Annotated in this window: 22 protein-coding genes; 12 read left to right on the plus strand and 10 right to left on the minus strand. The window is 65.5% G+C overall.

Annotated features, from left to right (window positions below; translation table 11 throughout):
• Nucleotides 1–581 (minus strand): FimV family protein (locus O3299_RS21350; RefSeq protein WP_370385304.1); only part of this gene is annotated, 581 nt, incomplete at its 3' end.
• Between the two features lie 171 nt (nt 582–752).
• Between O3299_RS21350 and fumC the strand changes: the two genes are divergently transcribed.
• The 3 genes from fumC to O3299_RS21365 all read left to right on the plus strand — a co-directional run bounded on the left by fumC (nt 753) and on the right by O3299_RS21365 (nt 2,875).
• Nucleotides 753–2,147: a class II fumarate hydratase gene (gene fumC, locus O3299_RS21355; protein ID WP_305063153.1), complete on the plus strand. Its 1,395-nt coding sequence runs from the start codon at nt 753–755 to the stop codon at nt 2,145–2,147.
• Between the two features lie 96 nt (nt 2,148–2,243).
• Nucleotides 2,244–2,465, plus strand: a complete 222-nt coding sequence (locus O3299_RS21360) for an RNA-binding S4 domain-containing protein (RefSeq protein WP_071079051.1) — start codon at nt 2,244–2,246, stop codon at nt 2,463–2,465.
• Between the two features lie 125 nt (nt 2,466–2,590).
• Nucleotides 2,591–2,875, plus strand: coding sequence for a hypothetical protein (locus O3299_RS21365; RefSeq protein ID WP_034759786.1), 285 nt, complete (start codon nt 2,591–2,593; stop codon nt 2,873–2,875).
• Between the two features lie 4 nt (nt 2,876–2,879).
• Here the strand turns inward: O3299_RS21365 and O3299_RS21370 are convergent, their stop codons facing one another.
• The 9 genes from O3299_RS21370 to O3299_RS21410 all read right to left on the minus strand — a co-directional run bounded on the left by O3299_RS21370 (nt 2,880) and on the right by O3299_RS21410 (nt 11,012).
• Nucleotides 2,880–4,502 (minus strand): DUF692 family multinuclear iron-containing protein, encoded by a 1,623-nt coding sequence (locus O3299_RS21370; RefSeq protein WP_305063155.1) that lies wholly within the window; start codon nt 4,500–4,502, stop codon nt 2,880–2,882.
• Between the two features lie 15 nt (nt 4,503–4,517).
• Nucleotides 4,518–4,820, minus strand: a complete 303-nt coding sequence (locus O3299_RS21375) for a DUF2282 domain-containing protein (RefSeq protein ID WP_077400619.1) — start codon at nt 4,818–4,820, stop codon at nt 4,518–4,520.
• Nucleotides 4,821–5,073: 253 nt separating this feature from the next.
• Nucleotides 5,074–5,274 (minus strand): YjfB family protein, encoded by a 201-nt coding sequence (locus O3299_RS21380; protein ID WP_034781856.1) that lies wholly within the window; start codon nt 5,272–5,274, stop codon nt 5,074–5,076.
• 57 nt (nt 5,275–5,331) lie between these two features.
• Nucleotides 5,332–5,868: a molybdopterin-guanine dinucleotide biosynthesis protein B gene (mobB, locus tag O3299_RS21385; protein WP_077400616.1), complete on the minus strand. Its 537-nt coding sequence runs from the start codon at nt 5,866–5,868 to the stop codon at nt 5,332–5,334.
• A gap of 106 nt (nt 5,869–5,974) precedes the next feature.
• On the minus strand, nt 5,975–7,444 hold the full coding sequence (locus O3299_RS21390; RefSeq protein WP_305063156.1) for an alkaline phosphatase family protein: 1,470 nt from the start codon (nt 7,442–7,444) through the stop codon (nt 5,975–5,977).
• 130 nt (nt 7,445–7,574) lie between these two features.
• Complete coding sequence (locus tag O3299_RS21395) at nt 7,575–8,264, minus strand: general secretion pathway protein GspB (protein ID WP_305063157.1); 690 nt, start codon at nt 8,262–8,264, stop codon at nt 7,575–7,577.
• Between the two features lies 1 nt (nt 8,265).
• Complete coding sequence (locus tag O3299_RS21400) at nt 8,266–9,918, minus strand: AAA family ATPase (protein WP_305063158.1); 1,653 nt, start codon at nt 9,916–9,918, stop codon at nt 8,266–8,268.
• Between the two features lie 51 nt (nt 9,919–9,969).
• Nucleotides 9,970–10,494, minus strand: coding sequence for a hypothetical protein (locus O3299_RS21405; RefSeq protein WP_099665198.1), 525 nt, complete (start codon nt 10,492–10,494; stop codon nt 9,970–9,972).
• A gap of 230 nt (nt 10,495–10,724) precedes the next feature.
• Nucleotides 10,725–11,012, minus strand: a complete 288-nt coding sequence (locus O3299_RS21410; RefSeq protein WP_029496217.1) for a hypothetical protein — start codon at nt 11,010–11,012, stop codon at nt 10,725–10,727.
• Nucleotides 11,013–11,360: 348 nt separating this feature from the next.
• Between O3299_RS21410 and O3299_RS21415 the strand changes: the two genes are divergently transcribed.
• The 9 genes from O3299_RS21415 (at nt 11,361) to O3299_RS21455 (ending at nt 20,709) form a co-directional block, all read left to right on the plus strand.
• On the plus strand, nt 11,361–12,233 hold the full coding sequence (locus tag O3299_RS21415; protein ID WP_289906252.1) for a BadF/BadG/BcrA/BcrD ATPase family protein: 873 nt from the start codon (nt 11,361–11,363) through the stop codon (nt 12,231–12,233).
• Nucleotides 12,234–12,235: 2 nt separating this feature from the next.
• Nucleotides 12,236–12,970, plus strand: coding sequence for a GntR family transcriptional regulator (locus O3299_RS21420; RefSeq protein ID WP_070282815.1), 735 nt, complete (start codon nt 12,236–12,238; stop codon nt 12,968–12,970).
• Nucleotides 12,967–14,079, plus strand: coding sequence for an N-acetylglucosamine-6-phosphate deacetylase (nagA, locus tag O3299_RS21425; RefSeq protein WP_099665200.1), 1,113 nt, complete (start codon nt 12,967–12,969; stop codon nt 14,077–14,079). The genes O3299_RS21420 and nagA overlap by 4 nt, the downstream gene beginning before the upstream one ends.
• On the plus strand, nt 14,069–15,082 hold the full coding sequence (locus O3299_RS21430) for an SIS domain-containing protein (protein WP_071079063.1): 1,014 nt from the start codon (nt 14,069–14,071) through the stop codon (nt 15,080–15,082). Before nagA ends, O3299_RS21430 begins: the two co-directional genes overlap by 11 nt.
• A 132-nt stretch (nt 15,083–15,214) precedes the next feature.
• Nucleotides 15,215–16,474: an ABC transporter substrate-binding protein gene (locus O3299_RS21435; RefSeq protein WP_305063159.1), complete on the plus strand. Its 1,260-nt coding sequence runs from the start codon at nt 15,215–15,217 to the stop codon at nt 16,472–16,474.
• Nucleotides 16,475–16,481: 7 nt separating this feature from the next.
• Nucleotides 16,482–17,351 (plus strand): carbohydrate ABC transporter permease, encoded by an 870-nt coding sequence (locus O3299_RS21440; protein ID WP_099665202.1) that lies wholly within the window; start codon nt 16,482–16,484, stop codon nt 17,349–17,351.
• Nucleotides 17,352–17,363: 12 nt separating this feature from the next.
• Nucleotides 17,364–18,212: a carbohydrate ABC transporter permease gene (locus tag O3299_RS21445; RefSeq protein ID WP_305063160.1), complete on the plus strand. Its 849-nt coding sequence runs from the start codon at nt 17,364–17,366 to the stop codon at nt 18,210–18,212.
• A gap of 26 nt (nt 18,213–18,238) precedes the next feature.
• Entirely contained in the window at nt 18,239–19,561 is a 1,323-nt protein-coding gene (locus O3299_RS21450; protein ID WP_077400590.1) for an MFS transporter, read from the plus strand.
• A 14-nt stretch (nt 19,562–19,575) separates the two neighbouring features.
• The gene (locus O3299_RS21455) at nt 19,576–20,709 is read left to right on the plus strand and encodes an ABC transporter ATP-binding protein (protein ID WP_305063161.1); all 1,134 of its coding nucleotides are present in this window, start codon (nt 19,576–19,578) and stop codon (nt 20,707–20,709) included.
• The last annotated feature ends 110 nt before the right edge of the window (nt 20,710–20,819 follow it).

Genomic DNA, 20,819 nt, shown 5'->3' on the forward strand with positions numbered 1-20,819 from the left:
AACACGCGCGCCGGGCGCACCAGGCCCTCGGCGCGCGCGCGGGCCGCCAGGGCGGCGGCATCGGGCAGCGGCGCGGCGGACACGGCACGCGGCAATGGCAACGGTTGCGGCACCGGCGCGGGCGCGGGCGCCGGAACGGCGGGCCTGGCTGGCGCGCTGACAGGGGCGACGGCGGCGGGCGGGGCCGGCGTCAGCCACAAGGTGCCCAGGCGCACGACGGCGCCATTGCCACTGCCCAGCAATAAATACAGGTGCACATGGCCTGCCTGGATCGCTTGCCGCGTTGTCACGCGCACATAGTGGCGCCCACCGCGCTCCAGCGGGCTGATGGTCAAGGTTTGCAGGGCCGGATCCATGCCGATGCCGCCGCCGCGGTACACATCGGGCGAAGCCAGGCGCACGGCCACGCCGCTCGCTTCCTCGGGCGCCAAGGCCGTCAGTTCTATCTCGGCCAGCAGGGGCTGCCCCACGTGCGACAGCACGGCCATGTCACCCAGTTCGGCCGCCATGACGGGCGGCAAGGCCAGGCTGGCGGCGACGCACGCGATCAGGGACCAACGGGGAAAGATGCTGCTCTGCATGGACTGATCGCTTTGATAACAGGATAGGAAGGGGAACTCGCCTGTCTTTAACGGCAGGAAATCGCAAAAATATAGATGGGTCAGGGCAAAAATGATGCAATACAGCATCATCCTGTGCTTTTTTGACGCCTGGAGTACACTCGATCCACCTCTATCGATGAAAGGGATGCCATGAGTAGCAGAATCGAACGCGACAGTTTCGGCCCGATCGACGTACCCGCCGACCGGCTGTGGGGAGCGCAAACGCAGCGCTCGCTCGAGCACTTCCATATCTCCACGGAAAAGATGCCGCCCGAACTGATCGCCGCCCTGGCCACCGTCAAGCGCGCGGCCGCCCACGTCAACCTGGACCTGGGTCTGTTGGATGGCAAGAAAGCCATCGCCATCACGCAGGCGGCCGACGAGGTATTGGCCGGCAAGCACGAGGCAGAATTCCCGCTGGCCGTCTGGCAGACGGGTTCTGGCACGCAAAGCAATATGAACATGAATGAAGTGCTGGCCAACCGCGGCTCCGAGCTGATCGGCGGCTTGCGGGGCGAGGGGCGCCTGCTGCACCCGAACGACGACGTCAACCTGGGCCAGTCCTCGAACGACATCTTCCCCACCGCCATCCACGTGGCGGCCGCCCTGGCCGTCGCCAACACCGTCTTGCCGCCGCTGCGCCAGCTGCGCGCCACCTTGGACGCGAAAGCGACGGAGTTTGCCGACATCGTCAAGATCGGCCGCACCCACTTGCAGGATGCGACGCCGCTGACCCTGGGCCAGGAATTTTCCGGCTACGTGGCGCAACTGGACTTTGCCGAGCACATCATCACGGCATCGTTGCCGCCGCTGCTGCAGCTGGCCGCCGGCGGCACGGCCGTCGGCACGGGATTGAATGCCCACGTGGAATTTGCCGGCCGCATCGCCGCGGAACTGGCGCGCCTGACGGGCCAGCCGTTCGAGACGGCCAGCAACAAGTTTGCCGCGCTGGCGGCCCACGACGCCTTGGTGGCCGCCCATGGCGCGCTGAAAACCCTGGCCACGGCCCTCATGAAAATCGCCAACGACGTGCGCTGGATGGCGTCCGGCCCCCGTTCCGGCCTCGGTGAAATCACCATCCCCGAAAACGAGCCGGGCAGCTCCATCATGCCGGGCAAGGTCAACCCCACCCAATGCGAAGCGCTGACCATGCTGTGCTGCCAGGTGTTCGGCAACGATGTCGCCATCACGGTGGGCGGCGCCTCGGGCAATTTCGAGCTGAACGTCTTCAAGCCCTTGATTGCGCACAACTTCCTGCAAAGCGCGCGCCTGCTGGGCGACGGCATGCGCAGCTTCGACGAGCATTGCGCGCACGGCATCGCGCCGAACCGCGAGCGCATCGCCGAACTGATGGAGCGCTCCCTGATGCTGGTCACGGCGCTGGCGCCGCACATCGGCTACGACAAGGCGGCGCAAATCGCCAAGCAGGCCCAGCATGAAGGAACGACCTTGAAGGAAGCGGCGCTGGCCTTGGGCTTTGTGACGGAAGAGCAATTCGGTGCGTGGATCGTGCCCCTGGACATGACGCGGCCCAACAAAAGTTAAGGCTCAGCCTGCATTCCTCCTGGCTTCATGTAAACTATGACCTTAGTTGACACCGTCATTAAGTGTTTAAAACACATCGTTGCAATAAGGGATACAATGCAAAAAGTAAGCTTTGATTTAACATCCGAGTTCGTCGAGCTGAACCAGCTATTGAAGCTGGTCGGCCTGTGCGACAGCGGTGGCGCAGGCAAGGTCATGGTCGATAGCGGCGTGGTGAAGGTCGATGGCAAGAAGGAATTGCGCAAGACCGCCAAGATCCGCGCCGGCCAGGTCGTCAGCGTGGGCGATATCCGTATCACGGTCGTCGCTCCCGCTTGATGCCGGCATGGGGCGCGAAAGCAGCCCCATGCGTCCAGCCGGCGCCGCTGCCAGCCGGCTGCCTGGATCAAGCTGCAAACACGTCGTTATTGTCAGATGAATATCGATTGCAGAAGGGAAGCGCCATGGACCATCCCGAACAAGGTACGCGCAGCCAGGAACGCCTGATCGGCGACTTGCGCCAGGTAATAGAAAACGCGGAAGAATTGCTGCGTAACACAGACAAATACACCAGCAGCCTGTACCAGAGCGCGCGCGCCAGGCTGGAACTGGCCCTCGTCGCGGCCACGGCCGAGCTCGCCCGCTTTGAAGAAGAACAAGTCACGCGCATGATGGATGCCACCCTGGCCGCGAATGCCCTGTACCGCGATCAGACGGGCGAAGCGCGCCTGCTGCGGGCCTTCGAATAACCCCTCACGCCGTCAACACCGCATGCGCCAGCCACTGGCGCAAGTGCGCGGCCAGGTCGAATGCAGGGTCCAGCTCGAACGCCGCATCGAGCGCGGCGCCAAACGTCTGCCCCTGCTTTAACGCAAGCAAGGCGGCATGCGCGGCCGCATCCAGTAGCAGCACCTGCGCCTTCCAGCCCGGCCGGCATACGAGCGCGCAGCTCGCCACCTGCATATCCTGCGGAAACCTCCCCTGCCCTTCTCCCTCCTGATGCGCCTGCCACAGGGCCGCCACTTGCCAATCCGATGCCAGCAAGGCGCAGGCGGGATACAAGCTGAAGCGCCGCGCTTCCAGCTGGTCGGGATGCAAGGCGGCCAGCGACTCGGGCGTCAAGCCCTGCGCATCGTCCGCGTAATGGGCCAGGTGCACGGCCCATTCCAGGCGCGCCATGTCCGGCAGATAGGGCAAGCCGGCAACATGCGGGAAAGTGGCCAGAAAATCGGCGAAACGGGCGCCAAACTGGTTCAAATCGGCGCTATCGGATGGCATCTGCCGCCCATACGCGCGCGCCAGGCCACCCAGGAATTCCTCGCCCACCAGCGCCAACACGACGGGATAGACGTGCGCCAGGGTGCGGCGCCAGGTGGCGCTCATATTGCCACGGTACAGTGCGAAACGCTGCGGCACCGCCTCTCCCGCGAACGGTGGCAGGGTTGCCTCGGCATCCAGCAAGGCCGTGGCAAACGCTTGCTGGCCGGCCGCCAGCGCATCAAGCGACGCCGACGCCGGCGGGGACGGCAGCGCTGCTCCATGCCGTGGCGTTGGCGGCGCATGGCGCGCCAGCATGGCTTGCGCCTTGTCCACCTCGCCCAGCAAGACATCGAGGGCGGGCAAGTCCGTATCCCATTCGACGAGGGTGGGCACGGCGCCAAAGCGCTGCAAGGCGGCCGCATACAAGTCCCAGACGGGATCGGCCACGGCGGCGCCGTGATGGTCGATCACGGCATGCGACGTTACCAGATGGCCACCCAGGTGCAGCTCGCCCACGCTGCCCGGCGCGATGGACAGCATGGCCGTCATAGCGTCTTCGCCGTGGTTGCACTGGTTCACATACAGGTTATTGATATCGAGCAGCAGCCCGCAGCCGCTGCGCCGCGCCAGCTCCGCCAGGAATTGCGCCTCGCTCATGGCATCGTCGGCAAAACGCAGGTAAGTGGAGACATTCTCCAGCAAGATCGGCCTTTTCAGCGCATCCTGCACCCTCCCCACCCTGGCGCACAGCAAATCGAGGACGGCGCCGTTCAAGGCCAACGGCAACAGATCATTGAGTTGCTGCTGCGCCACGGCGCCCCAGCTCAGGTGTTCCGACACGAGGACCGGCTCGACGCGCTCGACCACGGCGCGCACGTGCTGCAAGTGGCTCTCGGAAAAACCGCGCGCGGACCCCAGGCCCAGGCCCACGCCATGCAGGCTGATGGGGTAATCCTGGCGCAGGGTGTCTAATACATGGTTATCCCAGCCCGACGGCTGCAGATAATTTTCGGTGTGTACTTCCAGCCAGCCCACCCTGGGGCGGCGCGCCAGGAAGTCGCGGTAGTGCGCGGCGCGCAAGCCGACGCCGGCAAGCGCTTGAACTGGCGGCGGCATGGGCTGGCGGCGTGCTTACGGCTGCGTGGCCGGTTTTGCCGCCTTGCCGGCCTTGATGGGCTTGACGGAGCCGCCCGCCTGTTCGCACGTGCCCTTGGCAACATACGTCCATTCCGTCGGCAAGTTGTCCGCCTCCGCCTGGCCCGCGCAGGAGTGCGCGCCGTCGGACGAGGCGCAATCGTTCTGCCCTGCCTTGGCCACGCCATAACACTTTTCCTTGTCGCCGGGGGCGGGACCATCGTGCGCGGCCGCGTTGAGGGTGGTGCCGGCACAGATGCCCGCGAGGGCGGCGGCGATGAGAGCTTGACGTTTGTTCATGGGGAATCCTCTTGCATGGGTCAAAGTAATGGCACGCCCCGGGCTGCGCTGATGGGCAACGCGAGGTGATGGACGTCATTCTACTGAATCGGCCGTGCCATGGCGAACCATGGTCAATTAATCAACTTGACAGAGGCGGGGAGAAAACGGAAGGCAGGCAGGAAGACAGACAAAAACGCCCACGCGCCACCGTCGATGACGGTGGTGTGGGCGTAAGCAATGCGAGCGCCAGACGGGCGCCGCGGGACTGCGCTCAGGCGGTCGTGTTGATGCGGTTGCCGAGGTGAGCCGGCAGACTTGGCGCCGACTGTACCGGTGGCAGCGCTGCCAGCAAGGCCGTGGCGGTCGAGCTTTGGATATCCTGGGCTTTTTTCAGGACAGTCAAGCCGACGGCTTGCCGCGTGCCTGTCTCCGCCATCGTGGTTGACAGTTGAGCAATGCTTCCGACGTCCATACGTTTCTCCAATGAGGTTCTACCCTTGTTAACGGATGCCGCCGGCAAACCTTTAGCTTATTTTTCCAGCTTATTTTCCAACTGCAGCAGCAGCCAGGCCAGCACGTGTTCGCGCGCATTCAAGTCCAGCCATTGCACGCCCTCGCGCAAGTCGGCCGGCGCAGGACTGTCCGACGCGACGGCGATCACATGCGGGTCATGCGGATACAGGGGCGCCTGCCCCACTTCCGGGCGGAATACTTCCAGCTTGGGAATGGGGTCCGTCTTGAAGCCTTCCACCAGGGTCAGGTCTGCCGGCCCCATGCGGGCCAATTGCTGCGCCAGGCTGGGTTCCGGCGCGCCGCGCAGTTCATGCACGATGGCAAAACGGTACGGCGACGCCACCAGCACTTCCGCCGCACCGGCCAGGCGCAGGCGGGCGCTGTCCTTTTGCGGCGGTTCCAGCGCCAGGTCATGGTGGCTGTGCTTGACCAGGTTGACGCGCAAGCCGCGCGCCGCCATTTCCTTCACTACAAATTCCAGCAGGGTCGTCTTGCCGCTACCGGAACGGCCGATCACACCGAGTACCGGGTGTGCGGGCATCGCATCGTGCATGGTCACTCCTTGATTGAGAAGGAATGATTATACGCAGCCCACCGGCGCCGCCGCCTGACGCAGGCGCCGCGCATCGCCCGACTCATCGCGCAACTCATCGCGCAACTCAAGCGCCGCCGGATTTCCCGCCATTCCTGGCACTGGCGGGCCCCGGCTTGCCGCCCTGCCGCCGGCGCCTGCCCACCGGCTTCGGCGCTGCCGTTCCCGCCGCTTGACTCGCCGTTTGACTTGCCATTTTACTCGCCGTTCTACCATCCACCGCCTGCGCATTCCTCGCCCTGCGCGCCAATTGCCGGTGGGCGGCGATCGCGCCCGCCTCCGCATCGGACTGGAAGGGGACGGCGGCAGCGGCGGCCAGCGCGCCATCCGGCGGGGAGGCAGGCGCCGGCGGGGCGAAATCCTGCGCCCGCACATCCGCTTCCCATGCGGCGCGCTGCGCCTGCACGGCTGCGGGCACGGCAGGCGCCGCGCGCGGCTGCGCCAGGGTCAGCACGGCGCCCAGGCCGCTGGCGGCCGCCACGCGCGCACCCATCTGGGGCAAGGCGCCGTCGGCGGCGCGGCAAAAGCGCTGCAGGATGGTCTTGATGATCGACGCGTGATCGTATACCTCGTGGCTGACGCTGCCAGGCGCGATCAGCGGCGACACGAGCAGCATGGGCACGCGCACGCCGTAGCGGCGAAACGCGGGGTCGTCGTCCACGGCGACGGGCGGCGGCACATGGTCGAAAAAACCGCCGTGTTCGTCATAACTGAGGATGAGCAAGGTGCGCGCCCAGGCAGGACCGCGCGACAGGGCCTGGTAGACCTGCGCCACCAGCGCCTGGCCGGCGCGGATATCGGCCGGCGGGTGGTCGTCATTGTCGAAGAAATGGGGATCGATCCAGCTGACCGAGGGCAAGGCGCCCGCCAGCGCATCGCCGATGAAACCATAGCGGCGGGCGCTGGAGCCGAACGGTTCGTACATGTCGGACGAGCGGTAATGGTCGTCCGTCAGCGCCAGGCTCCAGGGCTTCCAGGCGGAATAAAACTTCCAGCTGACCTGGGCCCGCTCGAGGTGGCGCACGAAGGATTTGTTCGCATACAGGGGCACGCGCTTGCTGTCCTTGCTGCCGGCCGCCTTGCCGCTGACCGCATACAGGCGGTTGGGCCAGGTGGCGCCCGGCACGGAACTGTAGCAGCGGTCGCAGACGCAGAATTGCTGCGCCAGGAAATCGTACATGGGCAAGTCGGCCCCATTGTAGTAGCCCATGACCAGGTCGATGTCGGGGTCGCCCGGATGCGTTTGCGCATAATCGTCAACGAAGCCACCGTTATTGTTTTGCAATTGCTGCGCCACCGACATGCCCGTATGCGACGGGTCTTGCTGCGGGCCAAGGGCCGTGCGCCGCAAATGGTGCACGAGGTAGGTCACGCCCGCATGCACGTTGGCATGACTTGCCTGCAAGCCATCGATATCGGTGCGCCCGCCTTCCAGGCTCAGGTAGCCAAGCATGTGGTCGAACGAGCGGTTTTCCATCATCAGCACGACGATATGGTCGATGCGCGCCAGGTTTCCCAGCCCCTGTGCATCAAGCATACCTTCGCCAGCAGTTGCGGCAGCAATCATCGGACCTCCCCGGCCGCGCTCACGGTCGCAGCGACCCTGGTTCGACCAGGCCCCGCCAGTATGGTTCAGCTATGGCGGCCCGGCCTTGATGCACAACAACTCAATATGGCACGCGGTAGCGGTAACCCTTGAAACTGAAGATGGCCGCCTTCGGCTGCAACTTTTCCAGCACCAGGCCGGGCGCCAGCTCCTCACCCTCGTGGCGCAAGACCTTGTCGATCAGCAACAGGCGGTCGGCCGGATTTTTCGAATAGATATAGCCGCCGATGGCGACAGTGGGGATTTGCCGCTGTATCGGCTCGGGCAGGTCGCGCATGCCGGGCACGCTCTCTTCGGCCGCCGGCGCGGGCGCGGGCGCGGGCATGGCCGGCGCCGGAGCGGGAGCGGGGACAGGCGGAGCGGCCTGGCCTGGCGTCTCCTGCTTCGGTTCCGGCACGGGCCTCGCATGGTGCACGGGCGCGGCGGTGGCCGCCGGTGGTACGGGCGCCGCCGCGGGCGCGGGGGCAGCAGGCGGCGGCGCTGCCGGCAGCGGCGCGGGCACGGCCTGGGCCAGCACGGCAGGGGCGACGGCCGCAGGCGCCGCCGCGCTCGCCTGCCACGGCTGCCACAGCAGCAGCGCGGCAGCCACGGCCACCGTCACGCCGCCCAGCGCCAGCCAGACGGGCGCGCGCCGCGCGGCGCCGGATGCGGCGGCATCGTGCAGCTGCACTTGCGGTGCGTGGATCGACGGCAACTCGCCCAATTGGCGCTCGGCTTGCGATTTTTTCAGTGCTTCAAGTATGTAGGACATCTTATTTCCCCGCCACCATCGCCGTCGCAGCGGGCGCTGCCACGGCAGGAGCCGCGCTGCTCAGGCGCGGCTCCGAGTTGTCACCCAGCTGCATCAGGCGTATGAATGTTTTCGGGCCAGCCAGGCCATCGGCCCGCAAGTTCTGGCGCTGCTGGAAAGCGCGCAGCAGGCCTTGCATCTCTGCATCGAGCGGCAGATTGGCGGCCGGCGCAGGCAAGCCTTGCTGTTGCGCCAGGCGCTGCGCCAGCCAGTCCACGTCGGCGCCACGGGCGCCCAGCGGCACTTCGTCGCGCCAACTGCGCGGGGCGCGCCAGAAGGTGGTGAAACTGCCATCGCTGCGCTGGGCCAGCTGGGCCAGCGGCACGCTTTGATGTTTGCCATCGAGCAGCACGGTGGCGTTCTCGTCCTGCACGCGCGTCAGCAGCGCCAGCTGCTCCGCCCCCTCCCCGTCGCGCAAGGCCAGCATGGCGGGACGGTCCAGCACGCGCAGCTCGGCGATACCGCCCCGGCTCTGCAGGCAGCGCAGGCCGGCGCGGGCGCCCGCCTGGCAAGCGTCGCCGGCCGGCAACTGCTCGCCCCACAGGCTGGCCAGCTGGCGCAGCACGGCGTTGCGGTCCGGCACGCTGGCCGGTGCGGGCACGGATGCGGCGGCAGCCGCTACGGAGGAAGCGGCCGCGACGGCGGAGGCGGCCGGCACAGAGGCGGCCACGGCAGGTACAGGGGGGACGGCGGACGGGCGCGGCATGAAATGCCAGGCCAGCGCGGCCGTGACCACGGCGCCGGCCAGCACGCCACCGGCCACGTGCGGCCAGCGCAGACCCCGTCCGGCAGCCGACTTCCCCTCTTCCGCAAACACTTCCTCGGCGGCGCGGCGCAGTATCTGGCGCGTCACCTGCGGCTGGTTTTCCACGTAGGCGCCCAGCAGCGCGCGGTCGCACAGCAGGTTGATGCGGCGCGGCACTCCCTTGCTCAAGGCATGGATCTGCGCCATCAAACGCGGCGCGAACGGCGTCTGCGCCGTGCTGCCCGCCACGGCAAGGCGGTGGCGGATATAGCTGGCCGTCTCGTCCGCCGTCAGCGAACCCAGGTGGTAGCGGGCGATCACGCGCTGCGCCAGCTGTTCGAGTTCGGGACGGGCCAGCATGGCGCGCAATTCCGGCTGGCCGATCAGTATGATCTGCAGCAACTTGCGCTCGCTCGTCTCCAGGTTGGTCAGCAAGCGCAGCTGCTCCAGCACGGCGGCGGACAGGTTTTGCGCTTCGTCAATGATCAGCACATTATTCTTGCCCTGCGCATGGCTGGCCAGCAAATGCGCGTTGATGGCGTCGACATAGCCTTTCACGCTGGCCACGCCGGGCGCCAGGGCGATGCGGAATTCCTCGCAGATCGACAGCAGCAATTCCTCGACGGACAATTTCGGATTGAAGATGTAAGCGAGCTGGCAATTTTCCGGAATCTGTTCCATGAAGCAGCGGCACACGGTGGTCTTGCCGGCGCCGATTTCTCCCGTCAGCAGCACGAAGCCGCCGCCGCTGCCCACGCCATACAGCAGGTGCGCCAGCGCTTCGCGGTGGCGTTCGCTCATGAACAGGTAGCGCGGATCGGGGGCGATCGAAAACGGCGATTGCTTGAGCTGGAAATAATGCGTGTACATGGAGACCCTGCGGATGAAACGATCAAAATGCGCGGCGGCAAGCCGAACCCCTCATCGGGTGCGGGCGGGCGGCAACGGCTTGTATTTGGCGCAATACACTTTCGCCTTGCTGCGGAAGTAGACGATTTTACTGCCAGGCACGGAACCACGGACAGGAAAGGCGGAATTGTCGAGCTTATTGAAGCGCAGGCCCGAGACGCCGCGAATGGCCGGTTCCAGCTTTTCCGGCGTCGCGTCCGCCACCACGCCCATGAAGACGAGGGGACTGGTGTCGTCGCTGACGATCACGTCGGTAATCGGCGCGCCCCACAAGGTGGCGTCCGTGCGGAACCAGTAAGCGCCCCCTTCATGCTTGTAGGCGGGGCCGAAGGCCGTCAGCAGATACGCATAGAAGGCCTTGTTGTCGATCTGGTCGATGCACAGCACGGCATTGCCCACCACTTGCCCGAACGTGGATGGCGGCGGCTTTTGCTGTGCCAGCACGCCGGACACGGGCGTGCCCACGGCCAGCAGGGCGAACGCCGCCAGCAGGGCCGGCGCACGCCACGGGCGCGACAGTAAGCGACGCAGGCGCATGATCAGCGCTTGCGCTCTTCTTTCTTGACCTTCTTGGCTTCCTTCTTTTCCTTCATGGTCTTGGCCGGTTCCTTCTTGGCTTCCTTCTTGCTGTCCTGTGCCTTGCTCATTATCTACTCCATACCTGGGCGGAAATGCCTGGGCCATTATGACACTCCCCCATGAAAATGCCACCCGAAAAGCAAAACGGCCGCACAAGGCGGCCGTTCCAGTCGCGCGTCAGCGCACTCTCAGTGCAGGCACAGGCGGCGGCGCGTCTTTTCGATCAGCGCCGCATCGTAGGGATACAGGTTCTCGATGAAGAACAATTCCGTTTCCGCTTCGTCTTCTAGGCACATTTCGATCATGACCGGGCCATCGCTTTCGCGGCCCAGGAAATCCTTCGGCCAGCGGTTCTTGCGGTGCGTGCGCATCATTTCCATGCCCAGCGCAGCCAGCGGCGCCGACACGCCAGCGGCCAGCGCCTCTTGCTGCCAGTCGTCCCAGTAATCGCTCTTTGCTGCCTTGTCGTTCATCATGCTCTTCCAACTCAGGTGTAAAAGGCGGACTTTACTCTTCATGGCGTCCCTTGCCAAGCATGCGCGGAAGCAACACTACCGCGCGCGGCGCAGACCAGTCTGGAAAAATTGGCATTAAACAAGGCCAATTTCAATACCATTCGGCAAGCACAAAAATCCCTTTATTAACAATCACTTGCAATCACGCCCTCGGGCATGCGGCGACAGCGCGCAACGCATTTGTTAATACCACTTAAATACCTGTTGACAAGCCATCGGGGCGACAATATAGTGCCTTCAGCTTTTTCGCCGCCCGACAAATAAAAGAACCGAGACAGGCGCAATCAACCAAACGCGGGACTGCACAACATGATCGAATACATAATCGGCGTCGACGGCGGGGGCAGCGGAACCCGCGTACGCCTGGCGCGCCTCGACGGCCAGGAACTGGCGCAGGGACAAAGCGGCCCATCCGGCCTGGGACTGGGCATCGAACGGGCCTGGACGTCCGTGGCGCATGCCGTCACCCTGGCCTTCCGCGCCGCCGCACTGGAACAGCCGCCGCTGCAGCGCATGGCCATCGGCCTGGGCCTGGCCGGCGTGCACAACAAGCAGTGGGCCGCCAGCTTCATCGAACACAATCCCGGCTATGCGGCCGTCGCGCTCGAATCGGACGCCCTGACCACCCTGCTGGGCGCGCATGCGGGCCAGCCGGGCGCCATCGTGGCCATCGGCACGGGCAGCGTGGGCGAAGTGCTGCACGCGGACGGCAGCCGCCATGAAGTGGGCGGCTGGGGCTTCCCGTCCGGCGACGAAGCGGGCGGCGCCTGGATCGGCATGCGCGCCATCAACCATGCGCAGCAGGTGGCCGACGGGCGCGTGCCCGGCAGCGCCTTCGCCACGGCCATCATCGATGCCTGCGGCGGCCAGCGCGACGCCATGCAGGTCTGGCTGGCCGCCGCCAGCCAGACCAATTTCGCGCAACTGGCGCGCCTGGTGCTCGAACACGCGGCCACCAATGCGGTGGCGCGCGCCATCCTGGTGGACGCGGGCCAGCAGATCGCCCTCATCGCCAGGGCGCTCGACCCGGCCGGCGCCTTGCCCGTGGCCCTGTGCGGCGGCCTGGCGGCGCCCTTGTCGGGCTATCTGCCGGCGGCACTGTTGCAACTGGTCGTGCCGGCACAGGGCGACTCGGCCGCAGGCGGCCTGCGCCTGATACGTAAGCACTTGCAGGAGCAATGACCATGCTGGCCAAACTGTCCGCCTTCAAACCCAATCCGGCCAGCGACACGCCGCTCTACATGCAGCTGGCGAACATGCTGTCGGACGGCATCGCCAGCGGCGACTGGCGCGCCAACCAAGCCTTGCCCTCCGAGCGCGTGCTGTCGGACATCCTGGAAATCTCGCGCGTCACGGCGCGCAAGGCCATCGACATGCTGTGCGACCGGGGCATGCTGACGCGCAAGCGCGGCTCGGGCACCTACATCACGCCCAAGCTGGAGCAACCGCTGTCGCGCCTGACGAGCTTTTCGGAAGAATTGCGCCAGCGGGGCTTCACGGCCGGCTCGCGCTGGCTGCAGCGCGACATCGGCGCGGCCGCGCCGCTGGAACTGCTGTCGCTGGGACTGTCGCCGCACATGCCGGTGGCGCGTTTGCGCCGCCTGCGCACGGCCGACGAAGTGGTGATGGCGATCGAAACGACCACCATCCCCGCGCTGTACATGCCGGACCCGCAGCAGGTCACCGATTCGCTGTACGGCTACCTGGAGTCGCGCGGCACCATCCCGATGCGCGCGCTGCAGCATATCCGCGCCGTCAACGCCACGGCGGAACAGGCCAAGCTGGCCAATATCAAGACGGGTGAAGCCATGCTGCACATCACCCGTGTCAGTTATCTCGACAACGGCGCAGCGGTGGAACTGACCCACTCGTATTGCCGCAGTGATTATTATGAATTCGTAGCGGAGTCGCGCAGATGAGCAGCACTATCAAAGGCAATATCCTTACCCCCGGCGGCTGGATCCACGGCGCCATCGCCTTCGGCGAGCGGGTCGACAGCATCACGGGCGATTCGCTCCACCCGTCGGGCAACAGCGACGATTACATCCTGCCCGGCTTTATCGACCTGCACGTGCATGGCGGCGCAGGCAAGGACATCATGGAAGGCGGCGAAGCCGTGTACACCATCGCGGGCATCCATGCGCGCCACGGCACCACCAGCCTGCTGGCCACCACCATGACGGCGCCGCCGGAAGATATCGACATGGCATTGACGGCCATCGGCATCGCCGCCAACCACCGCCGCCCGAACACGGCGCGCGTGCTGGGCGCCCACCTGGAAGGCCCGTACATCAATTCCGGCAAGCTGGGGGCGCAGCCGAACTACGCGCGCGCCGCCAACCTGGCTGAAATCGAGCGCCTGCAAACGCTGGCCAAGCTGCGCGTCATCACCGTGGCGCCGGAAATCGCCGGCCACCTGGACCTGGTGCGCGCCCTGGCCGACGCCGGCGTGCGCGTGCAGATCGGCCACACGCTCGGTTCGTACGAAGATGGCGTGGCCGCGCTGGAACACGGCGCCATGGGTTTCACGCATTTGTTCAACGCCATGAGCGGCCTGCATCACCGCGAGCCGGGCATGGTCGGCGCCGCCCTGGCGCACGCCGAATACGCGGAACTGATCCCCGACCTGCTGCACGTGCATCCGGGCGCCATCAAGGTGGCCCTGCGCGCCATCCCGCGCCTGTACTGCGTCACCGATTCCACCGCCGCCACCGGCATGCCGGACGGCGAATACATGCTGGGCCGCCACGCCGTGCAGAAATGCATGGGCGGCGTGCGCCTGCCCGACGGCACCCTGGCGGGCAGCACCTTGACCCTGGACCAGGCGCTGCGCAACCTGGTGGGGCTGGGACTGGACCTGGCCGACGCGTCCAAGCGCGTGTCGACCAACGCCGCCGATTACCTGGGCCTGGAAGAACGCGGCCGGCTGGCCCCCGGTACTTACGCCGATCTGGTGGTACTCGATCGCGATCTCAAACTCAAAGCTGTGTATATAGAAGGAGAAATCTGTGACCTCAATGATGCTTAAAGAAGCCATTTCCGCCGCCGAATGCGTCGCCCTGCAACTGGCCAGCGACACGGAACGCTACGCGGAACTGGGCCGCAAATTGAGGAGCACCTCGTTCTCGACCGCGCTGACCATCGCGCGCGGCAGCTCGGACCACGCCTGCAACTACGTCGCCTACCTGATCATGGCGCGCCTGGGCCGTGTCGTCGCGTCCCTGCCGATGTCGCTGGTGACGCTGAACAAGTCGCCGCTGGTGACGCGCGACACGCTGGCCATCTCGATCTCGCAATCGGGCCAGAGCCCTGACGTGGTCGAGCCGATCCGCTACTTCCGCGACGGCGGCGCCACCACCGTGGCCCTCGTCAACGACATCGATTCGCCGCTGGCGCACGCCGCCGAGTGGGCCATGCCCCTGCGCGCCGGCAAGGAACAAAGCGTCGCCGCCACCAAGAGCTTCATCACCAGCCTGGTCGCCGGCGCGCGCATGGTGGCGCAGTGGCAGAACGACCCCGAACTGCAGGCGGGCCTGGAAGCGCTGCCCGAAGCGCTGCTCGAAGCGACCCGCGTCGACTGGTCGCCCGCCATCGACGTGCTGGCGCCGGCACGCAACATCATGGTCGTCGGACGCGGCATCAGCTTCCCCGTGGCGCTGGAAGCGGCGCTGAAATTCAAGGAAACCTCGGCCCTGCAGGCGGAAGCCTTCAGCGGCGCCGAAATCAAGCACGGCCCGATGGCCCTGATCGAAGACGGCTACCCGCTGCTGATTTTCGCCACGCGCGGCCCGACGCAAGCCGGCCTGCTGCAGCTGGCAACCGAGATGCGCGGCCGCGGCGCCAAGGTCTTGCTGGCGGCCCCCGCCGACGTGGCCGAGCGCGACCTGACCCTGCCCGTGGCGGCCACGCCGGACCTCGATCCGATCGTCGCCATCCAGTCCTTCTACGTGATGGCGGCCAAACTGTCGGCCGCGCGCGGCATGGACCCTGATGCGCCGCGTCACCTGAGCAAGGTCACCAAAACCAATTAAGCAGCAAGCGGCAGCTGCGCCCCCGGCACGGGGCGCGGCTGCCGTCCGTAGCACCCGAATATAAGCGACGGCAAGGGCATGTACCCGCGCCGCGGACTCATGGACATTGGAGCCTCGCGCTCCAGGATAAAAATGACGATCAAGAGACTGTTGGCGGTTGTTGCCTGCGCGGGCCTGCTCGCGCCGCAGGCATGGGCTGCCGAGAAAATCGAATTCTGGACCTTCAGCATGAAGCCCAAGTTCACGCCGTATTTCAATGCGGTGGTGGCGCGCTATGAGGCGCAGAATCCCGGCGTCAAGATCGAATGGATCGACTTCCCGTGGGACGTCATCCAGACCAAGCTGGTCACGCGCATCGTGGCCGGCACGCCGCCCGCGCTGGTCAGCCTGAACGTGCCCTGGGCCGACGAGTTCGCGCGCGACGGCTTGCTCACGCCCGTCGATGGCCTGATCGCAGAGGCGCGCGCCAGCTACATTCCCAGCGCCCTGGCGGACTTGCGCTTCAAGGGCGGCACCTACGGTTTTCCCATGTACAGCAATGTCGCGGTGATCGCCTTCAATACCGCCATTTTCAGGCAGGCGGGCCTCGTGCGCGGCCCCGCCAGCCTCGATGAACAGCTGGCGTTCGCGCGCCAGATCGCGCAACGCACGGGCAAGGCCGGCATCGCCCCCGCCCTCTCCAAAATCGATGGTCTGTTCATGCAGCAGGGCCTGGCCGTGATCACCGACAACCGGGCCGTCTTCAATTCGCCGCAGCACGTGGCGCTGGTGCAGAAGCTGGCCGACACCTATAAAGTCGGCGGACTGCTGAAGGAAAGCCTGTTCGCCGAAGATAACTTCCCCGCCGTGATCGACGCCTACAAGGGCGGCCGCCTGGGCATGCTGCTGGCGCCGCCGACGGCCATGCAGCGCATCCGCGGCGACGCGAAAGACATCTACGCCATCACAGACGTGGCGCCCGCGCCGCTGGGCCCCACCGGCATCGCCGACGGCGGCTGGCTGGTGCACTTCGCCATTCCGAAAGGCGTGCCGGCGCGCCAGTTGCCATCGGTCGGCAAGTTCGCGCGCTTCTTGACGAACGACGAAAACCAGCTGGCGTTCGCGCGCCAGGCCAGCGTCTTCCCCACCACGGTGAAAGCGGCGGCCGATCCGTTTTTCCTCGCCACGCCGACCAACGCGGGCGCGGCCGAAAAGGCGGTCGCCGCCGGCGCCCTGTCGATGGGCCACTCGCGCACCCTGTACGTGGCCGGCATCGACGACTACGACGAGCTGCGCCGCTCGCTGGTAAAAGCCGTCGAGGCGGGCGTGACGGGCAAGCAGGACGTGAAGCAGGCGCTGGACCAGGCCGTCGCCATCTGGAACCGCAAGCTGGCCACCCTGCCGCGCCACTGAGGACACCATGACATTCTCCCACCGCCACACTCTGCAAGCCTGGCTGTTCCTGACCCCCGCCCTGCTGCTGCTGGCCGCCTTTTCCTTCTGGCCCGTCGGCTACGGCTCCGTGCTGGCCTTCACCGACTACAGCCTGATACGCGAAACGCGCTTCGTCGGCCTGGATAACTTCCGCTACATCTTCAACAACGAGATGTTCGTCTCGGGCCTGAAGAATTCGCTGATGTTCCTGCTGATGGTGCCCTTCGTGCAGGTGGGCGCCATCACCCTGGCGGTCTTGGTGAACAACCGCCTGCCCGGCATCCGTCTGTTCCGCGCCGCCTTCTACGTGCCCGTGGTGACGACCGTGTCCGTGGTCGGCATCATGTGGGGCTTCATGTTCCACGAGCAGGGCGCGCTGAACTACGTGATGCTGACCCTGAAACTCGTGAACGCACCCGTGGGCTGGCTGTCGAACGACAGCCTGGCCCTGTTTGCCGTCATGTTCGTCACCCTGTGGCGCGGCCTGGGCTGGTACATGGTGATGTACCTGGCGGCGCTGCAATCGATTCCGTCGGACATGCAGGAAGCGGCCATGCTCGATGGCGCCAACCGCTGGCAGCGCTTCTGGAAGATCACCGTGCCCATGCTGCGCCCCACCATCATGCTGTGCTCCATCCTGTCCGTGCTGGCGGCCCTGAAGGCGTACCAGGAAGTCGACGTGCTGACCCAGGGCGGCCCCATGAATTCCACCTTCACGGCGCTGTACTACGCGTACGACCAGGGCCTCAAGCACTTGAAACTGCCGCGCGCACTGGCCGCCAGCTTCGTCGTGTCCCTATTTTGCATCGGCATCGCCCTGCTGTGCCTGCGCTACCTCAAACCCAAGCACCGTTGATCGGGAATGACCATGCAAAAACGTTCCCGCCCCCTGAAAACCCGCCTGCAGCTCATTGGCCAATATGCGGGCCACTATGCCGTGCTGTGCGCGATCGCCGTCGTCTGCGTCTTCCCCTTCTGGTGGACCCTGGTGACGGCCATTTCCACGGAGGGCAATATCTTCGCCTTCCCGCCCACCTTCTGGCCGAAGGCGCCGTCCTTCGACAACTTCATCGAAGTGTTCAACGCGATTCCCATCTGGTCGTTCTTCAGGAACTCCGTACTGATCGCCGTGTTCACCGTATTCTGGAAACTGCTGCTGTGCTCACTGGCCGCGTATCCGCTGGCGCGCCTGAAATTCCGCGGCCGCAAACTGGTATTCGGCCTGATCCTCGCCACGCTGGTGCTGCCGTCGGAAGTGAACTTCCTCGTCAACTTCATCACCATCACGCAAATGAGCCTGGTCGACACCTACACGGGCGTGATCCTGCCCAACGTGGTGACGGCCGTCGCCATCTTGCTGCTCAAGCAGGCGTTCGAGGAAGTGCCGCAAGACCTGATCGACGCGGCCAGGGTAGATGGCGCCTCCGAATGGGTGATCTTCAGCCGCATCATGCTGCCGCTGATTACGCCATGGCTGGCCACCGTCGGCATCCTGACGGCCGTCGAATCGTGGAATGAATACATCTGGCCGTCCATCGTCATGAGCAAGCCCGATGAATTCCCCCTGTCGGTGGGCGTGCTGTACTTGCGCGGCACCTTCGGCAGCAGCACGCGCGTGATCGCGGCCGGCACCCTGATCACCATCGTGCCGACCCTGCTCGCCTTCCTGTTTACCCAACGCTTCTTCATGCGCGGCATGGACGGCGCAGTCAAATGAAAACGTCTCTCGATAAGGAAGCCTCCATGCACGACAAGCGCACCAACATTGGCAAACGCAGCCCGATTTCCTGGGTGCCGACCCTGTACTTCGCCCAGGGCCTGCCGTTCTACGCCGTGGCCCTGGTGGCCGGCCTGATGTTCAAGAGCATGGGCGTGCCGAACGACCAGATCGCCCGCTGGACGGGCCTGATCGGCTTTGCCTGGGTCTTCAAGTCGCTGTGGAGCCCCTTCCTGGAACTGGCATCGAGCAAGAAGACCATGGTGGTGCTGTTCCAGTTCGCCGGTGGCCTGAGCCTGGGCCTGATCGCGCTGGCCCTGCAAACGCCGCTGTGGTTTGCCGCCTGCATCGCCGTGCTGTTCGTCGCCGCGCTGGCCTCGTCCACGCACGACATCGTCTGCGACGGCCTGTATATCGCCAGCCTGTCGGACAAGCAGCAGGCGGCTTACGCGGGCTGGCAAGGCGCCTTCTTCAACGCGGGCAAATTCATCTCGCTGGGCGGCCTGGTGATCCTGGCCGGCTACCTGGAGAAAAAAATCGGCATCAAGCCCGCATGGTCTGTGATCTTCCTGATCATCGGCGCCATGATGCTGTCGCTGGCCGCGTACCACCTGTGGGCGCTGCCGCAGGTGCGCAATGCGGCCGTAGCAGACAAGAGCGTGGCCGGCATCAGCCGCACCCTGTGGGACGTGCTGGTGGACTTCCTGAAAAAACCGGGCATCTGGGGCATGATCGCCTTCATCATCCTGTTCCGCGCGGGCGAGGCGCAAGTGCAGACCATCGGCCCGCTGTTCCTGCGCGAAGCGCGCGAACTGGGGGGACTGGGCCTGTCGACGACGGAAGTGGGCGCCGTGTACGGCACGGCCGGCACCGTCGCATTCCTGCTGGGCAGCATCGGCGGCGGCTACTTCACGTCGTGGCTGGGCCTCAAGCGCGCCATGTTCTTTCTGATCCTGGCCATGAATTTGCCGAACCTGGTGTTCTATTACCTGAGCCACAGCATGCCCACCGATTTGACCCTGATCACGGCCGCGCTCAGCGTGGAGATGTTCGGCTATGGCTTCGGCTTCGTCGGCCTGATCCTGTTCATGATGCAGGTGGTCTCCGTCGGCAAGTACCAGACGGCCCACTATGCGTTTGCCACCGGCGTGATGCAGCTGGGCTTCGTGCTGTTCAAGATGATCAGCGGCGACATCCAGACGGCCCTCGGCTACAAGACTTTTTTCCTGTGGGTGCTGGTGTCGGCCGTGCCCGTATTGATCCTGTCGCGCTTCATGCGCATCGGACCGAAGGATGCCTCCGGCCAGACTGACACGGGCGCCACGTCCGCGCCGGCCAGCGCCAGCTAGGATAGAACCACTTCATGGCACATATCGCGTTAAAGAACATCGTCAAGCTGTACGACGACAAGCACCCGGTCATCCACGGCATCGACCTCGATATCCGCGACGGCGAATTCGTCGTCTTCGTGGGGCCGTCCGGTTGCGGTAAATCAACCCTGCTGCGCATGATCGCGGGGCTGGAAGACATCACGGACGGCGAACTGCATATCGGCGGCAAGCTGGCCAACGATATCGCGCCGGCCGAGCGGGGTCTGGCCATGGTTTTCCAGAGCTACGCCCTGTACCCGCACATGACGGTATTCGAAAACATGGCCTTCGCCCTCTCGCTGGCGGGGCACAAGAAGGCGGAGGTGCGCGCCGCCGTCGAGCGCGCGGCCGAGATCCTGCAGATCACGCCACTGTTGAAACGCAAGCCGAAGGATCTGTCGGGCGGCCAGCGCCAGCGCGTAGCCATCGGCCGCGCCATCGTGCGCAAGCCGCAGGTATTCCTGTTCGACGAACCGCTGTCGAACCTCGACGCCTCGCTGCGCGTGCAGATGCGCGTGGAAATCTCGCGCCTGCACCAGGAATTGAAAACGACCATGATCTACGTCACGCACGACCAGGTCGAGGCGATGACCCTGGGCGAACGCATCGTCGTCTTCAACGGCGGGCGCATCGAGCAGGTGGGCAGTCCGCACGCGCTGTATAACAATCCCGGCAACCTGTTCGTGGCCGGCTTCCTCGGCGCGCCGAAGATGAACTTCATCGCCTGCGCAGCCGTCGCCAGCGGCCCCGGTTCGGTGGCCGTGCGCCTGCCCGGCGGCGCCGTGATCTACGTCGAAGCGCAGGGCGGGAGCGTGGCGCCGGGCGACCAGCTGACCCTGGGCGTGCGCGCCGAGCACGTCGTCCTGCAGGACGGGGACGCTGCAGGCGACAACGTCATCGACGCGGCCGTCAGCCATGTCGAATACCTGGGCGACGTGGCCATCGTTTACGCCAGCATGCCGGGCGTGACAGAGATGCTGGCCGTCAAGCTGCCGGCCGAGGAAGGCTTGTGCCAGGCGGGCGACGCCATGCGCCTGCATCTGCCGGCGCAGCGCTGCCTGCTGTTCGATGCCGCAGGGCAAGCCCTGGCGCGCACGTTTGCCGCACCCGCTCAGCCGTTTATGTGACAATAGCCGCTTCGTATCATGCCGCTTCTGTTTGACTTATGCAGGCAGACTGGCAGAATGTGTGTTTTTTCGAGCTTCCTTGCCCCTCTGGCAATGCCACTGCACGATGT

Origin of the sequence: Janthinobacterium sp. SUN176 (assembly GCF_030587335.1) — a bacterium.
Taxonomy (GTDB): domain Bacteria; phylum Pseudomonadota; class Gammaproteobacteria; order Burkholderiales; family Burkholderiaceae_D; genus Janthinobacterium; species Janthinobacterium kumbetense.